The organism is Chromohalobacter sp. HP20-39 (assembly GCF_033052815.1).
Classification (GTDB): Bacteria; Pseudomonadota; Gammaproteobacteria; order Pseudomonadales; family Halomonadaceae; genus Chromohalobacter.
Genome location: NZ_JAWHTP010000005.1, coordinates 1 through 18,586, shown reverse-complemented (window position 1 = coordinate 18,586; position 18,586 = coordinate 1). Strand labels below are relative to the sequence as shown.

Genomic DNA, 18,586 nt, shown 5'->3' with positions numbered 1-18,586 from the left:
AGGAAGGGGAATCGTTGACAAAGACGAAAAAGCCCGCCCCCGGAGGGACGGGCTTGATATTTGGTGCGCCCGGGAGGATTCGAACCTCCGACCACCTGATTCGTAGTCAGGTACTCTATCCAGCTGAGCTACGGGCGCTTTGCACAACGCACGACCAGCTCTGCCGTGTTTCGCGTTGCATCGAGAGCCAAGGCTCTCGCATATGCATCATCACGTGACTGAGTCACTTTGTTAAAGTGGTGCGCCCGGGAGGATTCGAACCTCCGACCACCTGATTCGTAGTCAGGTACTCTATCCAGCTGAGCTACGGGCGCAGTACTTCACTTCGATGCAATGCATCCGGTTGAGTGGCGGAGAGAGAGGGATTCGAACCCTCGATGGGGCTACAAACCCCATACTCCCTTAGCAGGGGAGCGCCTTCAGCCACTCGGCCATCTCTCCCTCATCAACACGGCGCGTATGTTACCGATTATCCTGGGGTCTTGTCTAGAGAGGATTGAAAATCTTTTGATATCAACCCATACCATCACGGTTTGCCTGGCGGGAGACTCGCTTGCCGTACTGCGTGCGTGTCCAACTGCTCAATCCAGAAAGCATGCCTGATCCAAAAGCCCGAGCCGATAAAGGGGACGACTTCACCAGCCCAGACGGTCCCACGCATGCGTCACTTCAAACGTTTGAACCGCCGTCTTCGCTATCGGTCTTCTCGCGCTGAATACGCTGGTAGATCTCTTCGCGATGTACGGCTACGTCCTTGGGCGCATTGACGCCGATACGGACCTGGTTGCCTTTCACTCCCAGGACTGTAACGGTGATGTCGTCGCCGATCATCAGTGTTTCACCGACGCGACGGGTCAGGATGAGCATGTCTGATCTCCTTCTCAGGCTTTCTTCCAACGGGATGCATGCACCGCCAAGCGACAGTACGAAGGCGAATTATGCGTCATACAGACCCCGAGAGCCAATGGCGCGTGCGTTGCATCCACGGATGCACTGACTGAAAGGCCGCATCTGGCCTTCCGGCGTCGTCCTGACGCCACCCTCAGCATAGAAGCCGATGGGCCGGGAAGGCCAAATTTCTTTGCTTATTCGCCCTGTATGCTGTCTTTATCGAGCCCGAAAGCAGTATGTAACGCGCGCACGGCCAGTTCCATCTGCTTCTCGTCGATAACCACGGAAATCTTGATTTCCGAGGTGGAAACCATGCGAATATTGATGTTTTCCTCGGCTAGCACGCGGAACATCTTGGACGCCACACCGGCATGTGAGCGCATGCCCACGCCGACCAACGAGACCTTAGCGATATTCTCATCGCCACGCAGCTCGCCACCGCCCAGCGCCGGGATCACCTGATCCTGCAGGATGCTTTGCGTCTGTTTGAAATCGCTCTTGGCCACGGTGAACGTAAAGTCGGTGTAGTCCCCGGCCGGCGCCACGTTCTGTACGATCATGTCGATTTCGATATTGGCGTCGGCGATGGGCCCCAGGATCTTGGAGGCCACACCGGGCACATCGGGAGTGTTGAGCAACGTCAGCTTGGCTTCACTGGAGGTGAAGGCAATACCGGAGATCAGCGGTTCTTCCATGGAGGCCTCTTCTTCTTCAGCGACGATCAAGGTGCCGGGGCCGTCCTCGAAACTGGACAGCACACGCAGCGGCACGTTGTATTTACCTGCAAACTCGACGGCGCGAATCTGCAATACCTTGGAGCCCAGGCTGGCAAGTTCGAGCATTTCCTCGACGGTGATGGAGGACAGGCGTTGCGCCTTGGAGCATACCCGCGGGTCGGTGGTATACACGCCGTCCACATCGGTGTAGATCTGGCACTCGTCGGCCTTGAGCGCCGCTGCCAGCGCCACGCCGGTGGTATCCGAACCGCCGCGCCCCAACGTGGTGATGTTGCCCTCGTCGTCGACGCCTTGGAAGCCGGCCACGACCACGACCTGGCCGTCGTCGAGATCGGCCTGAATGTCGTCGGTCTCGATACGTTGGATACGCGCCTTGGTGTGAGCGCTGTCGGTCTGGATGCCGACCTGACCGCCGGTATAGGACGTCGCCGCCACATCCAGCTTGTGCAAGGCCATGGCCAGCAGCGAGCTGGTGACCTGCTCGCCGGTGGACACCAGCATATCCATCTCGCGCGGCGTGGGCTCATCATTGATCTGGCTGGCCAGATCGATCAGCCGATTGGTTTCCCCGCTCATTGCCGACACCACGACGACCACCTGATGGCCTTCGTCGCGGAATCGCTTCACTTTGTCGGCGACGGCCTTGATGCGCTCCACCGAGCCCACCGAGGTCCCCCCGAACTTCTGTACGTATAGCGCCATAGCTGCCTATCCGTGGTGGTTTTCCCAAGCATGAATGAAGAAGAGGGCCGGCGCCATGCGCACGACCCTCTTCACGATCTTACTCGCCGAGCCGGGCTTCGACCCAACTCGGTACACTTGCCAAGGCATCAGGTAACGCCTGCGGCTGCGACCCTCCCGCCTGAGCCATGTCAGCGCGACCTCCGCCTTTGCCGCCGACCTGCTCGGCCACATGCTTGACCAGGTCGCCAGCCTTGAGGCGCGTGGTCAGGTCATCAGTCACCCCGGCGATCAGGCTGACCTTTTCGTCACCAGCCACGCCCAGCACGATGATCCCCGACCCCAGCTTGTTCTTGAGCTGATCGAGCAGGCCGCGCAGCTCCTTGCCACCGATGCCTTCGACCTGCTTGGCAAGCAATTTGACGCCCGCCACCTCACGCACCTCGGCCAGCATGTCGCCGCTCGCGGCACTCGCCAGCTTGGCCTTGAGCCGCTCGAGCTCCTTCTCCAGGCTGCGATTGCGCTCGAGCGTCGCCTCGAGGCGCGACTCTACCTGCTCGGGTTTGGCCTTGAGCTGCTCGGCGACACGCGTGACCTTGGCTTCCTGATCGCGGAAATACGCCAAGGCGCCTTCGCCGGTGACAGCCTCGACGCGGCGCACGCCCGCGGCGACTCCTGTCTCACTGAGAATATGGAAGCAACCGATATCGCCGCTGCGCGCCACGTGTGTGCCGCCGCAAAGTTCGATGGAGAAGTCATCGGCACCAATGGTCAGCACGCGCACGCTGTCGGCATACTTGGCCTCAAAGAGCGCTGCGGCGCCTTTAGCCTTGGCCTCGTCGAGTGTCATTTGCTCGGTGCGCGTGTCGGCGTTGGCGAGGATCTGCGCATTGACGATGCGCTCGACCTCATCGAGCTGTGCCCGGGTCATCGCCTCGAAGTGGCTGAAATCGAAACGCAGGCGCTCCGCCGTCACCAACGAGCCCTTCTGCTGTACGTGCTCACCCAATACTTGCTTGAGCGCCTCATGTAACAGGTGCGTCGCCGAATGGTTGCGCATGGTCGCCGCGCGCAAGCTGGCATCGACCTGTGGCGTGACGCTGTCACCCACGTCGAGCCGCCCCTCGACGAGCACGCCATGATGCAGATGGTGCCCGCCCTGCTTTTGAGTATCGGTTACCTGGAAACGCGTGCCATTGGCGTTCAAGTAACCGGTATCGCCGGCCTGCCCGCCCGATTCGCCATAAAACGGCGTACGATCCAGCACCACGACGCCCTGTTGACCGGCCTCGAGTGCCGTCAGTGCATTGCCTTCGCGATCCACCAAGGCAGTGACACGGGCCTCGTCTTCCAAGCGGTCATAGCCGGTGAAGGCCGTTTCGCCCTCGAGTTCCAGGGCCGCCGTGTAATCGGCACCGAATTGACTGGCCGCCCGGGCACGCTCGCGTTGTGCCTCGAGCTCACGCTGAAAGCCGACCTCATCCGGCGTCACACCACGCTCGCGACAGACATCCGCGGTCAAATCGAACGGAAAACCATAGGTGTCATAGAGCTTGAAGACGGTCTCACCCGGCAGCACCTCGCCCTCGAGCGTATCCAGCGCCTCCGTCAGCAGCCCCATGCCATGATCCAGTGTGCGCGCGAACTGCTCTTCTTCCTTGAGCAGCACCTTCTCGATCTGAGTGCGTGCCTTGCGCAGTTCCGGATAGGCATCGCCCATCTCGGCATCCAGCGCCGCCACCAGCTTATGGAAGAACGGCTCGCGCGTACCGAGCTTGTGGCCGTGGCGGATGGCACGACGAATGATACGCCGTAGCACATAACCGCGCCCTTCGTTGGACGGCAGTACGTCATCGGTGATCAAGAAAGCGCAGGAGCGGATATGATCGGCGATCACGCGCAGCGACGGCGCGCGAGTATCCGCGTAGCCCGTGGCTTCCGCCGAGGCATCGAGCAGATTCTGGAACAGGTCGATCTCGTAATTGGAATGCACGCCCTGCATGACCGCCGCGACGCGCTCCAGGCCCATGCCGGTATCGATGGACGGCTTGGGCAGCGGGTTCAGCGTCCCACCACTGTCGCGATCGAACTGCATGAACACCAGGTTCCAAATCTCGATGTAGCGATCACCGTCCTCGTCGGGGCTCCCCGGTGGGCCACCCGCGACCTCGGGCCCATGATCGTAGAAGATCTCCGAGGACGGACCACAGGGGCCGGTATCGCCCATCTGCCAGAAGTTGTCTTCATCGAGCTTGGAGAAGCGCGCCGGGTCGATGCCGACCTCATCCTTCCAGATACGCTCGGCTTCGTCGTCGCTGACGTGAACGGTGACCCACAGCTTGTCGGCGGGCAGCCCCAGGCGCTCCGTCAGGAAGGTCCACGCGAAGCCGATCGCGTCGCGCTTGAAATAATCGCCGAAGCTGAAGTTGCCAAGCATCTCGAAGAACGTATGGTGGCGCGCGGTATAGCCGACGTTATCCAGATCGTTGTGCTTACCCCCGGCACGCACGCAACGCTGCGCGGAGGTGGCACGTACATAGGGGCGCGGATCACGTCCCAGGAAGACGTCCTTGAACGGCACCATGCCGGCATTGGTGAACAGCAACGTCGGGTCGTTGCTAGGCACGAGCGAGCTCGACGGCACGATGGTATGGCCGTGCTCCTCGAAGAACGTCAGAAAGGCTTGTCTGATGTCTGCGCTTTTCATAGAAATTCCGTGGCGGTGTGCGTTAGGCGCTGCGCGGGCACGCGCGGCCCGACCGGACAAGCGGTGGGCGAGAAACGCGAAAGTCGGCGAATGACGGAAAACGAGTCGCCCCGAACCATCGCAAGGCGCACTAGTATAACGCGTTCGGCGGGGGACTAAAGAGGTGCCGGCATACCGGCGGAAGGCACATGCAGGGTAATATGTGCGCTAAGGATCCGTATCCCAAGCATGCGCCATGGCATGGCGCACCTGGTCGAAATCGAACCCGCGCGAGGCCAGAAACCGCTCACGCTTGGCGCGCTCGCGAGGCTCGCGGCCGGGGGAATCGAAACGCTTGGCCAAGGCCTCACAGGCCAGGCGATGCCAATCGGGGGCCTCGCTTTCGAGTGCCTCGCGCGCCATCTCGTCGCTGACACCACGCGAACTCAACTCGGCGCGAATCTTCATTTCCCCTTGCCCACGAAACACACGCGAGCGCACGAACTGCTCGGCGAAGCGCGCGTCGGACTGCAAGCCTTCCTCGGCCAGACCATCCAGCGCCAACGCGATGTCGGCACGTTCATGCCCTCGTGACGTCAGCCGCGACACCAGCTCAGCCCGCGAGTAATCGCGACGTGCCAACAGGCGGATGGCATCGTCGCGAGGTGTCGTCTCTTGCTTATCCATGGTTACAGAAGGCTATCGTCGTCCTGGGTCGCCGCGGCCTTATCTTCGCTCGCGCCTTCCGCCGGCTTGTCGTCCTCCGCCTTGGGCGTGGACAGCAAGCGTGCGCGAATCTCGCCTTCGACCTCATCCATGATCGCCGGATTGTCCTCGAGGAACTGAGCGGCATTGGCCTTGCCTTGACCGATCTTGCTGCCTTGGTAGCTGTACCAGGCACCTGCCTTGTCGACCAAGCCCTGCTGCACCCCTAGATCGATGACCTCGCCGGCATGGTAGATACCCTTGCCATAGAGGATCTGGAACTCGGCCTGGCGGAACGGGGGCGCCACTTTGTTCTTGACCACCTTGACGCGGGTTTCATTGCCGGTCACCTCGTCACCCTGCTTCACCGAGCCGGTACGGCGGATATCGAGGCGCACACTGGAATAGAATTTCAACGCGTTGCCGCCGGTGGTGGTCTCGGGACTACCGAACATCACGCCGATTTTCATGCGGATCTGGTTGACGAACATCACCATGCAATTGGCGTTCTTGATGTTGCCGGTGATCTTGCGCAGCGCCTGGGACATCAAGCGCGCCTGCAGGCCGACATGGGCGTCGCCCATTTCACCCTCGATCTCGGCACGCGGCGTGAGGGCAGCGACCGAATCGACGACGATGACGTCGACGCCGCCGGAGCGTACCAGCATGTCGCAAATTTCCAGTGCCTGCTCGCCGGTATCCGGCTGCGAGACCAACAAATCGTCGAGATTGATGCCCAGCTTTTCGGCGTAGCTGGGGTCCAGCGCGTGCTCGGCATCGACGAAGGCGCAGGTCTTGCCTTGCTTTTGTGCCTGAGCGATCACCGACAGCGTCATCGTGGTCTTGCCCGAGGACTCAGGGCCAAAGATCTCGACCACGCGGCCCAGTGGCAAGCCGCCCACACCAAGCGCAATATCCAGCCCCAACGATCCGGTGGATATCGCGGGCAGCGCCACGCGCGGCGTATCACCAAGACGCATCACGGCGCCCTTGCCGAACTGGCGCTCGATCTGGGAAAGCGCAGCGTTGAGCGCCTTGGAACGGTTATCGTCCTGTGCCATGAAGGTCTCCTATCGAAGGACGTCGAAGCTCGCACGGTGGCGCAAACGCATGTCGGCGCCAACCGTAAAATACTGTATGACTAGACAGTAGTATGACGAAAAAATTCCTCGCCGCCTACCTCTGTTTACTATCCGATATCACGCTGGCGATATCGCCTTCTCAAGCCTGTCGATCAGGCCGATCAGCGCCATGCGCACTGCCTTTCCACGTACTGCGTCACGCGTACCCGGCAGATGATGGCACTCACTCTCTTGTACTTGCGCGTCGCCCCAGGCGAACCATACCGTGCCTACGGGCTTGTCGGGGCTACCACCGCCGGGGCCTGCGACCCCACTGATCGCCACTCCCAACGTGGCGCCGCTGTCCCGACAAGCACCTGCCACCATCGCCTCGACCGTCTCGCGACTCACCGCGCCGTGGGTGTCGAGAATTGCTTCCGACACGCCCAGCAAGCGGGTCTTGGCGGCGTTGGAATAGGTCACGTATCCGGTCTCGAAATATGCAGAGCTACCGGCGATGTCGGTAATCGCACTGGCCACGCCGCCACCGGTACAGGACTCCGCCGCCGTCACGCTGACATCACGCCGCAGGCAGACGCGCTGAAGACGTTCGCTCAACGTCATAAGGTCGCCCCCCACCGGGGCCTGATTACTGCTCATAAAGATGCTTCTCCGCAGGTAGAGTCTGCGCGCTGGAAAGACCGCCCTGAACAGACCGGGTAGCCGCTCGACAGCTTAGCAGAAGTCATGTCACGACGGTCATCCCGCGTGTTTGGCCCGGGATTTCTCGAGCACCTGGCGGCAACCAGGTCCAGCACCTTCGCCCAACCCCGGTTCGAGCCAGGGTAGAATCGCCAGCGGCGGCGCCACCAGGGCGCTCAACGCCGAGAGCACGACACGCCCGATCAACTCACGCGACACCACCTCGATCCGTGGATCGGTGATGGGTCCCTGCACCCTCACCGGAGAATCGGAAGCCAGCAGGCTGGGGTCCTTAGGATGCGCCTCGAAGACGAGTTCCAGCCGTTCATGGTCGAGGTCGATTTCCCCGGCACCGGTAATGTTCGAGTCGACGGTGCTGATGAAGAACCGCTCGACCGCGGCAACGCCGTTCTCGGCATCGAGGCGAACATAGGCACAGCGCATGGGCACCTTGTCGGCATTCGACAGGGTGGCCAGCAGCCCTTCGCCAACATCGAGGCCAACGCCCTCTATCAATAGCATGTCCAGCCGCCCTCCGGACATCGCCAACTCCAAACGGCCATTGAGGCTCGCCATGAGTTCATCCATCGAGCCGCCGATGAAACGCACCTTTGCCTGGCCACCCAGCGTACCCGCTGAATCGGAGGCGATATCCGGCAGGCTAGCGCGACGCAAGATGGGAGAGAGATTGACCCGGCGTGCCGACAGGTCGAGGTTACCGGCCAACGCATCGCCACTGGAATCCGCCCGCAACCGGGCAACGACGGTCCCGCCGCCGAGCCCCATGCGCAGTGGATCGAACCTCAGCACGCCATTCTCCAGGGTCAAGTCCAGCGATACGTTGGACAACGGCACGTGCTCGGCATTGACGTTGTCCGCCGTATAGCGAACCTCGGCATCCATGCTGCTCCAGCCGTGAACATTCCACTCCCGATCAGAGAATAGCCCCGGCCGTCCTGCCTCCTGGCGGGCCCGCACCCGCTGGACCGACGAGGCCGTTTCTGCGCCGCCCGTCTCCGGCGCATTGCCGACGAGTAGGGCCAGATCGTCCAGGTCCAGGCGCTGCGAGTGCAGCGTCGCCCACAGCATGTCGGGCTCACCCAAGCGCAGACGAACATCACCGCTGATATTACTGTTGCCAAAGGTACCGTCCATATTAAGCAGCCGAACCAGGTCGTCGCTGACTCGCAACTGTCCCTGCAGCTCGTAAGGTGGCAGGGCCGGAAAATTGAGCCCGGTCAACGTATTGAGACGGGCCGGATTGGGCCCAGACAGACGAAACGAGGCCTGGATCCGGCCAAGCTCCAGTGGCTTCTCGATGGTGCCATCGACATGCAGCTCGGACTGACCGGAGGTGATCTGTCCGCGCACGGGATAGGGCTTGTCGGGGTTGCGCAGATTGAGTAGCGGCCCAACCTTCAGGTCGTATTCGAAAGACTTGCCGTTGTGCCGGCCATGGCCCTGCAAACGCACCCCCGGCACCGGGCTTCCCGCCAGATCGGCGGCATCGGCGTTGATGTGCAGAAACAGATCCTGCGCAGGCAGGCGGTAGTCGAGCGAGGTATCGTCCGCCACCAGCTCTCCATCCTCGAGCCGGGCATGCAGCCGGCCGTCCAGCGTTCCCAGGTCTTCATTGCCCAGCGGTGCCAGCGCCTCGCCCAAGTCGAAGCGGGACAGTTGCGCATCGATAGTGCCGCCCAGGGTGTGCGGCTGAATGCTCAGTTCGCCTTGGGCCGTCAGCGCGCCCTGGTCCTGCTCCAGATGCAGATTGCGTATATCCAGACGCCCCGCCTCGAGGCTGCCCTGTAACGCCACATTGCGCAGTTGAGTCGCACCGTAACTCAGCCGACCTATCGACAGGTTGGCCTGGGCATTGAACCGCCGCAATGGCTCGAGCCCTTCCGCCAACTGGCGGTTCCAGGCAGCGTCCGGGCCGAGCTCGTCAGCCTCATGAGACGCTGGCTGATTGCCACTCTGCGTCACGTCCATCCAAGCCAGGTCCAGGTGATCGATATCGAGTTGGGCATCGATCGTGGGCCGCTCTCCACCCAGAGCGATGCTGATCTCGCCTTGCGCCTGGGCCTCCCCCAACTGGATCGTAGCGCTCCGCAGGGCCCACTGCTGATCCCGGTGGCTAATCCGACCGTGAAGTTCGAGGGAGGGCAACTCCAGCGCGGGACGACCGAGCATTTTTGCCAGGTTCGCTGCCCGAGGCGCGGACACATCGAGCTGCCCCTCCAGGCTGGCCGGCCTGGAAACATCGCGCAGCCGGCCATCGAAGCGTGCCTGCAACTGGCCGAGATGGCCCTCCAGGGTGATCGGGTACGCATTGTTTTCGTTGCCTGCCAGGGCCTGGGACGGCGCGCCGCCGTGACCGCTGAATTCGAGCGGCAGTCCCTGTAAACGACCCTGCGCTTCGACCAGCAGTTCGCGTGGGTCGCCATCGCCGCTACGGGTATGAAAGCTGGCGCTGAGATCCGCCTGCAGGTTAGGGTCCCAGTAGGTCAGTTGCCCTTTATCGACCCTGACGATATCGGGGCTGATGCCAAGCCCTCCACCGCTGTCTTGACCCGTACCGATCAGCGCTGCCCAGTTCGATGTGCCGTCTTCACGCCTGGCGAGATGGACGACCGGCCGGGTTAGCACGAGCCGTTGCAGCTCGAGCTGCCCGGTCAGCAGCGCACTAGGATTCACCGCGATATCCAGAGCCCCGACAGCCAGCATCCGATCATGCGGTGCCCAGTCGGGATTGGCAACGGTGATCTCCTCGAGTCGCACCGTCAGTGGCCAGCCCCAGTCTATGTCCAGACTGCCGATCTCGACACTACGGTCATTGAGGTGCTGACTAACCTGACCTTCCAGCCATTCGCGGGCCCACTGCGACTCGAGGAGGGAAATACCGGCCACCGCTAACGCCACGGTGCAGACCAGCGTTACGAGAATTCGTCGAGATGCCTTGACCACGTCCACTCCCTGGTCCATTTAGCTACGCGTCCTGCGCTCCACGTCCTCTTGTTTATCGAGCACATGAGTAGGAGTGTAGACGCTCCGGCTCGGCAGATATGCCGACTCGCCTGCTCCTGAAAACGACGAAATAGCGATCAACCTGAGGGCGCGCAAGCATCCGACCACTACACTCGTTTTCGTCTAGCATGCCGTCATCATTGACATTCCAAGTATCGACCGTGCCTTCGTCATCGAAACCAGCGCCGAATTCTTCAAAATTGACGACGCCATGTCGTATTTCTCGGTTGGCACCTTAAACGGTATGCCACTGACGCCGCCCCCCCGAATGCGTAGAATAGAGGCTTTGGCGAACACTTACAGGCCATCCCGCGCCATGTCGCCTTCTTCCATTTGGCAACATCAGCCACCCGCACGACAAGGATTCGCATGAGCCAGGCCTCTGCCCAGCATACCCCGATGATGGTCCAGTACCTGAAGATCAAGCGCGAGCATCCCGAGGTGCTGCTCTTCTATCGCATGGGTGATTTCTACGAGCTGTTTTATGAAGACGCCAAGCGCGCCGCGCAATTGCTCGACATCACGCTGACCCAGCGCGGCCAATCGGGGGGCAAGCCGATCCCCATGGCCGGGGTGCCGTATCATAGCGCCGAAGGCTATCTGGCGCGGCTGGTCAAATCCGGGGAATCGGTGGCCATCTGCGAGCAGATGAGCGACCCCAGCACGGCCAAGGGCCCCGTCGATCGCCAGGTCGTGCGCATCGTCACGCCCGGCACCCTGCACGACGAAGCCCTGCTCGACGCACGCCGCGACAATCTCGTGCTTGCCGTGCATCCTCACGGCGAGCGCTGGGGCCTAGCCTGGCTAGAGCTTTCAAGCGGCCATTTCAGCGTGCTCGAAGTCGATGGCGAGAGCGATCTGCTGTCCGAGATCCAGCGCCTCGACCCCGCCGAACTGCTCGCCGCGGAGAGTCTTTCATTACCACCTGCTCTCGCAGAGCGCCCTGGCTTTCGCCGCCAGGGCGACTGGCTGTTCGATCTGGAGAGCGCGCAGCGCTTGCTGTGCGATCAATTCGGCGTCGCCGACTTGCGCGGCTTCGGCTGCGCGCATCTCACCACCGCGCTGACCGCCGCCGGTGTGCTCATCGACTACGCCCGCGACACCCAGCGCTCGCGCCTGCCCCATGTCACAGGCATCGCCGTGGAGACCCGCGACGAAGCGGTAGTGATCGACGCCGCCAGTCGTCGCAACCTCGAGATCGACATCAACCTCGGCGGCGGCTTCGAGAACACGCTGGCCAGCGTGTTGGATACCACCGCTACGGCCATGGGCTCGCGTCAGTTGAAGCGCTGGCTAAACCGGCCGCTGCGCGACACCGCCCAGGTCCAGGGGCGTCAGGCGGCGGTACAGTGTCTCATCGACGGCGACCGTTATGCCGCGCTGCGCGAGCCGCTCAAAGCGATCGGTGACATCGAGCGCATCCTCGCCCGTGTAGCCCTCTATAGTGCCCGGCCACGTGACCTGGCACGCCTGCGCGACGCCCTCAACGCCCTGCCATCGCTGGAGCGCGATCTGGCCGAGCTCGACGCTGGCACCGCCATCGACGAACTCAAGCGCCATATCCAACCATACCCTGAGCTGGCCGAGACGCTGACTCGCGCCCTGGTCGACAACCCGCCGGTGGTGATCCGCGACGGCGGGGTGATCGCCACAGGTTTCGACGAGGAACTCGACGAATACCGTGGCCTAGCCGAGCACGCCGGCGACTACCTGGTCGAGCTCGAAACTCGCGAGCGCGAACGCACCGGCCTGACCGGCCTCAAGGTCGGCTACAACCGCGTCCACGGTTACTTCATAGAGATCCCACGCGCCCAGGCCCGCGAGGCCCCAACCGAGTATATTCGTCGCCAGACGCTGAAAAACGCCGAACGCTTCATCATCCCAGAACTCAAGGAATTCGAGGACAAGGCACTCTCGGCCAAGTCACGCTCACTGGCGCGCGAAAAACTGCTCTACGACGGGTTGCTGGAAACGCTCAACGTCGACCTTCAAGCACTGCAGGGCACAGCACGCGCCCTGGCAACCCTCGACGTGCTGGCATGTTTCGCCGAACGCGCCCTGGCGCTGGATTTCGTGCGTCCTCGCCTGAGCGATCAACCCGGCCTGCGCATTCGTGGCGGGCGCCATCCCGTGGTTGAGCACGTCAGCGACCACCCGTTCGTGCCCAACGATCTGATGCTGGACGAAACGCGACGCCTGCTGGTCATCACCGGGCCCAATATGGGCGGGAAGTCCACCTACATGCGCCAAGCGGCATTGATTGCGCTGCTCGCGCATACCGGCAGCTGCGTGCCCGCCGACGATGCCGAAATCGGCCCCGTGGATCGCATCTTCACGCGTATCGGCTCAAGCGACGACCTGGCCGGCGGCCGTTCGACCTTCATGGTGGAGATGACCGAAACCGCGACCATCCTGCACAATGCTACCGAGCACAGCCTGGTACTGATGGACGAGATCGGTCGCGGCACCAGCACCTTCGACGGCCTCTCGCTGGCCTGGGCCAGCGCCGAACACTTGGTCGAGCGGCGCGCGTTCACGCTCTTCGCCACACACTACTTCGAGATGACCGCCCTGACGGAACCCTACGACGGCGTGGCCAACGTGCATCTGACGGCCGCCGAACATCAGGACGGGATCGTCTTCATGCACCGTGTCGAGGAAGGACCCGCGAGCCAGAGCTACGGCCTGCAGGTCGCGCAGCTCGCTGGCGTGCCGCCACGCGTCGTGGCACGAGCACGCGAGAAGCTCGCCACCCTGGAGCAGCAGGAAGTCCATCAAACCGGCGCTCGTCACGGGATGCACGAGGGCAACGCGTCCAAGCCGCAACAAGCAGACCTTTTCGCCAGTGCGCCGCATCCAGTCATCGAGGCCCTGGAAAAGCTCGACCTTGATGATCTTTCCCCACGCCAGGCCATGGCCTTGCTCTACGAGTGGCGTGAACAATGCTGAAGGGGCTTTTAGCTATGAGGCCATTCCAAAACGTTTATGGCGCTGGCTTGCCCGCGCGCCGGGGGCGCGACTAAAATGTGGCGCCATTAGAATACGCCATTATAAATCGCCGCCCGTTTATAACCGTACTGTCACTCTTGGGCGCTGCCGCGACCGAGATCCAGGAGATCCTCATGACATTCGTCGTCACCGAAAACTGCATTCGCTGCAAATACACCGACTGCGTCGAAGTCTGTCCCGTGGACTGCTTCTACGAAGGGCCCAACTTCCTGGTGATTCATCCCGACGAGTGTATCGACTGCGCGCTGTGCGAGCCCGAATGTCCGGCCGAGGCGATATATTCGGAAGATGAGCTTCCGGAGGATCAGAAGGACTTTACCGAGCTCAACGCTGAGCTTTCCGAAGTCTGGCCCAATATCAGCGAAAAGAAAGACCCCCTGCCCGACGCTGAGCAGTGGGACGGCACCGCCGACAAGCGGCAATATCTCGAACGCTGACGCTGGTTGCCAACTGCCTCGGCGCGCCACGCAACGCCGGCCTTTCGACGAGGCCGGCTTTTTTTGGCCGACAGGGCAACGGCAAGACAAAAAAAAAGCGGCCCGAAGGCCGCTGCATCCCATTCATCCCTGAGCGGATCCCTCCGCTCGACTCCCTAGGTGCGCTCCATGCCTGCCATGGGCTCCCTCCACGACAGGCGCACCCTGCTGCATCCCAATCTGCCTCCAGGTAAGCAATGCCTTTGCTCATCCTGTGCCACGCATTGTTACCAAACATCGCCATCGCGGCAAGCGGGTCACCTGATCACCCCCGACCAGCAGACAGTCAGCGCCTCATGAAAAATTATTTTTAAAAACATGCAGATAGGAAAAATTAAAACCTACCTAGCATGCCAGCCATATGGTTTATCACACATTGAGGGCATTTTTTGTAGGAAATCTCTTACAAAAAGTGGAGATAATGCTTACTCCCAAAACACCCACGGCGGCCCTGGAGGCCGCCGTGGATGCTGCAAACGTAACGTCATATAGACGAGTATCGTGCCAGTGTCAGCCTTGGCCCTTGATCGCGGCCAGACCGGGGTAGGCCGCCTGGCCTTCCAGAGCCTGCTCGATGACCAGCAAGCGGTTGTACTTGGCCACGCGATCACTGCGGCACAGCGAGCCGGTCTTGATCTGGCCGGCGGACGTGCCCACAGCCAGATCGGCAATGGTGGTGTCTTCGGTCTCGCCGCTGCGGTGCGAGATGACCGCCGTAAAGCCGGCATCCTGCGCCATTTTGATGGCATCCAGCGTCTCAGAGAGCGAGCCGATCTGGTTGAACTTGATCAGGATGGAGTTACCGATGTGCTCGTCGATGCCGCGCTTCAGGATCCGCGTGTTGGTGACGAACAGATCGTCGCCGACCAACTGAATCTTGTTGCCCAACTTCTCGGTCAAGGCCTTCCAGCCGGCCCAGTCGGACTCGTCCATGCCGTCCTCGATGGAGACGATCGGGTATTGATCGCACAGTGCCGCGAGATAGTCGACGAAACCTGCCGCATCGTAGGACTTGCCCTCGCCCGAGAGGTTGTACTGACCGTCCTGGTAGAACTCCGAGGAGGCGCAGTCCAGTGCCAGGGTCACGTCCTTGCCCAAGGTGTAGCCAGCCTTTTCCACGGCCTCCTGGATCACTGCCAGGGCCTCGGCATTGGAGGCCAGGTTGGGGGCGAAACCGCCCTCGTCGCCCACTGAAGTCGACAGACCGCGCGCGGCGAGCACCTTCTTCAGGGTATGGAAGATCTCGGCGCCCATGCGCAGCGCTTCGCGGAAGTCGGGCGCACCGACCGGCTGAATCATGAATTCCTGAATATCGACGTTGTTGTCGGCATGCTCGCCGCCATTGAGGATATTCATCATCGGCACCGGCATACGGAACTGGCCCGGCTGGCCGTACAGCTCGGCAATGTGCGCGTAGAGTGGCACACCCTTCTCGATGGCAGCCGCCTTGGCCGCGGCAAGCGACACGGCGAGAATAGCGTTGGCGCCAAGCCCCGCCTTGTTGTCGGTGCCATCCAGCTCGAGCATGGCGTTATCCAGGCCACGCTGATCGAGCGCATCCTTGCCCACCAAAGCATCACGGATCCTGCCATTGACGGCTTCGACCGCCTTGAGCACGCCTTTGCCCAGATAGCGCGACTTATCTCCGTCGCGCAGCTCCAGCGCCTCGCGTGAGCCGGTGGAGGCGCCGCTCGGCGCGCACGCCGTGCCACGCACGCCACTCGCCAGCACTACATCGGCCTGAACGGTCGGATTGCCGCGGGAGTCCAGCACCTCGAGCGCGTGGATATCTTTGATCTCAGCCATTGCGAGTCATCCTCGTGTTAACGATGGGTCGTTTCAGCATATCGAGTGGGTAGCGATCACGCTGACCGCTACGGGCGGCTCCGCTCGTCGTTTACTCGACTATCGCATGCGTCGGTATCTCAGTCGATTTTCAGGGGTGCGAAACCCTTGACCATGTCGTCGATCGACTTGAGTTGGCTCAAGAAACCTTCGAGGCGCGTCAAGGGCAAGGCGCAGGGGCCATCGCACTTGGCATTATCGGGGTCGGGATGCGCCTCGAGGAACAGCCCTGCCAATCCCACTGCAACGCCCGCACGCGCCAGCTCGGCGACTTGCGCACGACGTCCGTCGGCGCTATCGGCGCGGCCACCGGGTTGCTGCAGCGCATGAGTGACATCGAAGAACACCGGATAGCCCGTCTTTTTCATTTCACCGAAGCCCAGCATGTCGACCACCAGGTTGTTGTAGCCGAAGCTGGAGCCGCGCTCGCAGAGTATCAGCCGTGAGTTGCCGGCTTCCTCGCACTTGCGAATGATATGACGCATCTCATGCGGGGCGATGAATTGCGGCTTTTTGATGTTGATCGCCGCACCGGTCTCGGCCATCGCCACCACCAAATCGGTCTGGCGGGCCAGGAAGGCCGGCAACTGGATGACATCCGCCACTTCGGCCACCGGCTTGGCCTGCCAGGGCTCGTGTACGTCGGTGATCACCGGCACGTTAAAGCGCGACTTGATCTCGTCCAGCCATTCGAGGCCCTTTTCCAGCCCCGGGCCACGATAGGAGTGGATCGAGCTGCGATTGGCCTTGTCGAAACTCGACTTGAACACATAGGGCATACCCAGGCGCTGCGTCACTTCGACATAGGCCTCGGCGACTTCCAGTGCCATCTCGCGGGACTCGAGCACGTTCATGCCACCGAACAGCGTCAGCGGCAATGAATTGCCGGCCCTCAGGCCGGCAAATTCAATCTGTTTGGATGTCTCGGCCATAGTGTTTCCTCAGCTCGGCTGTTGTGCACGTGCCCGCGCGGCCGCAGCCTTGTACTCCAGCGCAGCGTTGATGAAACCGGAGAACAAAGGATGGCCATCACGCGGCGTGGAGGTGAATTCCGGGTGGAACTGACACGCCACATACCAAGGGTGATCGGGTAGTTCAATCATCTCGACCAGAGAGTGGTCGGCGCTCTTGCCGGAAATTACCAGCCCGGCGTCTTCCAGGGCCTCGACGAACTGGTTATTGACCTCGAAGCGATGACGATGGCGTTCGGTGATGTCTTCCAGGCCATAGGCCGCATGCGCCCGGGTCCCCGGCTTGAGGTGGCACACCTGTCCGCCGAGCCGCATGGTGCCGCCCAGGTCGGATGCCGCATCGCGCAGCTCGATCTTGCCCTCGGGCGTGACCCATTCGGTAATCAGCCCCACTACCGGATGCTGTGTGTCGTGGGTGAATTCGGTGGAGTTGGCATCCGCCCAACCCGCAACATGGCGCGCATATTCGATGACAGCCACCTGCATGCCCAGACAGATGCCCAGGTACGGCACTTTATTTTCGCGGGCATAACGGGCGGTGGCGATCTTGCCTTCCACGCCACGCTCGCCGAAGCCGCCGGGCACCAGAATGGCATCCTTGCCGGCTAGGCGTTCGGTACCATGGTGTTCGATGTCCTCGGAGTCGATATAGTCGATGTTGACCTTAACCCGCCCCTGAATACCAGCATGGATCAACGCCTCATTGAGCGACTTGTAGGCGTCGAGCAGCTCCATGTACTTGCCGACCATGGCGATGTTGACTGACTTTAGCGGATTCAGCTTGGCATCCAGGACGTGCACCCATTCGCCGAGATCGACCTCGTCGGCCTCGAGGCGCAGCTTGTCGCAGATGATGTCGTCCAGGCCATGCTCATGCAGCATCAGCGGGATGCGATAAATGGTATCGGCATCCTGCAGCGGCACCACCGCGCGCTCCTCGACGTTGGTGAACAGCGCGATCTTGCGCCGCTCGCTTTCCTCGAGCTCGACTTCGCTACGGCAGATGAGGATATCCGGCTGGATGCCGATGGAGCGCAGTTCCTTGACGCTGTGCTGAGTCGGCTTGGTCTTGGTCTCGCCGGCGGTCTTGATGTAGGGGACCAGCGTGAGATGCATGAAGAGTGCCTGGCTGGCGCCCTTCTCGCTGCGAATCTGACGCGTCGCCTCGAGAAACGGCAGCGATTCGATATCACCCACCGTGCCGCCGATTTCCACCAGCGCGACATCGAAACCATCACCGCCTTCATAGACTCGGCGCTTGATCTCGTCGGTGATATGCGGAATCACCTGCACGGTTCCACCCAGATAATCGCCGCGGCGCTCCTTGCGCAGCACGTGCTCGTAGACGCGCCCAGTGGTGAAGTTGTTGCTCTGGGTCATCTTGGTGCGGATGAAACGCTCGTAATGCCCCAGGTCGAGATCGGTTTCGGCGCCATCTTCGGTGACGAACACCTCGCCGTGCTGGAACGGGCTCATCGTGCCGGGATCGACATTGATGTACGGGTCCAGCTTGAGGATGGTGACCTTGAGGCCGCGCGCCTCGAGGATCGCCGCGAGGGAGGCGGAGGCGATGCCCTTGCCGAGTGAGGACACAACACCGCCGGTCACGAAGATATATCGCGTCATGGAAAACCTGTCGAAACGTGATCTGAAGGCCGTGGAGAAAACCGGGCCTGGATGGGACGCCAGAATAGCAGATTCGCCCAGAACGCTCAATTTGAGCTTCGGGCTTCGGGCTTCGGGCTTCGGGCTTCGGGCTTCGGGCTTCGGGCTTCGGGCTTCGGGCTTCGGGCTTCGG

General features: G+C 61.7%; 12 protein-coding genes and 3 tRNA genes. 2 read left to right on the top strand and 13 right to left on the bottom strand.

All coding sequences use genetic code 11. The annotated features are described in order from the left end of the window. Nucleotides 1–61: 61 nt before the first annotated feature. The 10 genes from RVY79_RS11595 to RVY79_RS11550 form a co-directional block, all read right to left on the bottom strand. Nucleotides 62–138 (bottom strand) — tRNA-Arg (locus tag RVY79_RS11595). Nucleotides 139–237: 99 nt separating this feature from the next. Further along, nucleotides 238–314, bottom strand: a tRNA-Arg gene (locus RVY79_RS11590). A 34-nt stretch (nt 315–348) separates the two neighbouring features. Further along, nucleotides 349–441: transfer RNA gene (locus tag RVY79_RS11585), tRNA-Ser, on the bottom strand. 228 nt (nt 442–669) lie between these two features. Next, complete coding sequence (csrA, locus tag RVY79_RS11580) at nt 670–867, bottom strand: carbon storage regulator CsrA (protein WP_040239634.1); 198 nt, start codon at nt 865–867, stop codon at nt 670–672. A gap of 218 nt (nt 868–1,085) precedes the next feature. After that, nucleotides 1,086–2,330: an aspartate kinase gene (locus RVY79_RS11575; RefSeq protein WP_317464327.1), complete on the bottom strand. Its 1,245-nt coding sequence runs from the start codon at nt 2,328–2,330 to the stop codon at nt 1,086–1,088. Nucleotides 2,331–2,409: 79 nt separating this feature from the next. Next, nucleotides 2,410–5,016 (bottom strand): alanine--tRNA ligase, encoded by a 2,607-nt coding sequence (gene alaS, locus RVY79_RS11570; protein ID WP_317464325.1) that lies wholly within the window; start codon nt 5,014–5,016, stop codon nt 2,410–2,412. A gap of 207 nt (nt 5,017–5,223) precedes the next feature. After that, entirely contained in the window at nt 5,224–5,682 is a 459-nt protein-coding gene (locus RVY79_RS11565) for a regulatory protein RecX (RefSeq protein WP_317464323.1), read from the bottom strand. Nucleotides 5,683–5,684: 2 nt separating this feature from the next. Continuing rightward, entirely contained in the window at nt 5,685–6,761 is a 1,077-nt protein-coding gene (gene recA, locus RVY79_RS11560) for a recombinase RecA (RefSeq protein ID WP_317464322.1), read from the bottom strand. 138 nt (nt 6,762–6,899) lie between these two features. Then, a complete protein-coding gene (locus RVY79_RS11555) occupies nt 6,900–7,421 on the bottom strand; it encodes a CinA family protein (RefSeq protein ID WP_317464320.1) in 522 nt (173 codons plus the stop codon). Nucleotides 7,422–7,520: 99 nt separating this feature from the next. Further along, nucleotides 7,521–10,445 (bottom strand): AsmA family protein, encoded by a 2,925-nt coding sequence (locus RVY79_RS11550; RefSeq protein ID WP_317464318.1) that lies wholly within the window; start codon nt 10,443–10,445, stop codon nt 7,521–7,523. Nucleotides 10,446–10,856: 411 nt separating this feature from the next. On the opposite strand from RVY79_RS11550, the gene mutS reads away from it, so the two are divergent. Together mutS and fdxA are read left to right on the top strand one after the other, a co-directional pair. Further along, nucleotides 10,857–13,436, top strand: coding sequence for a DNA mismatch repair protein MutS (gene mutS / locus RVY79_RS11545; protein WP_317464316.1), 2,580 nt, complete (start codon nt 10,857–10,859; stop codon nt 13,434–13,436). 173 nt (nt 13,437–13,609) lie between these two features. After that, nucleotides 13,610–13,933: a ferredoxin FdxA gene (fdxA, locus tag RVY79_RS11540; RefSeq protein ID WP_317464314.1), complete on the top strand. Its 324-nt coding sequence runs from the start codon at nt 13,610–13,612 to the stop codon at nt 13,931–13,933. Between the two features lie 549 nt (nt 13,934–14,482). Here the strand turns inward: fdxA and eno are convergent. The 3 genes from eno to RVY79_RS11525 form a co-directional block, all read right to left on the bottom strand. Further along, nucleotides 14,483–15,778, bottom strand: a complete 1,296-nt coding sequence (gene eno / locus RVY79_RS11535; RefSeq protein WP_317464312.1) for a phosphopyruvate hydratase — start codon at nt 15,776–15,778, stop codon at nt 14,483–14,485. A 119-nt stretch (nt 15,779–15,897) separates the two neighbouring features. Further along, complete coding sequence (kdsA, locus tag RVY79_RS11530; RefSeq protein WP_317464310.1) at nt 15,898–16,749, bottom strand: 3-deoxy-8-phosphooctulonate synthase; 852 nt, start codon at nt 16,747–16,749, stop codon at nt 15,898–15,900. 9 nt (nt 16,750–16,758) lie between these two features. After that, complete coding sequence (locus tag RVY79_RS11525; RefSeq protein WP_317464309.1) at nt 16,759–18,414, bottom strand: CTP synthase; 1,656 nt, start codon at nt 18,412–18,414, stop codon at nt 16,759–16,761. Nucleotides 18,415–18,586: the final 172 nt, after the last annotated feature.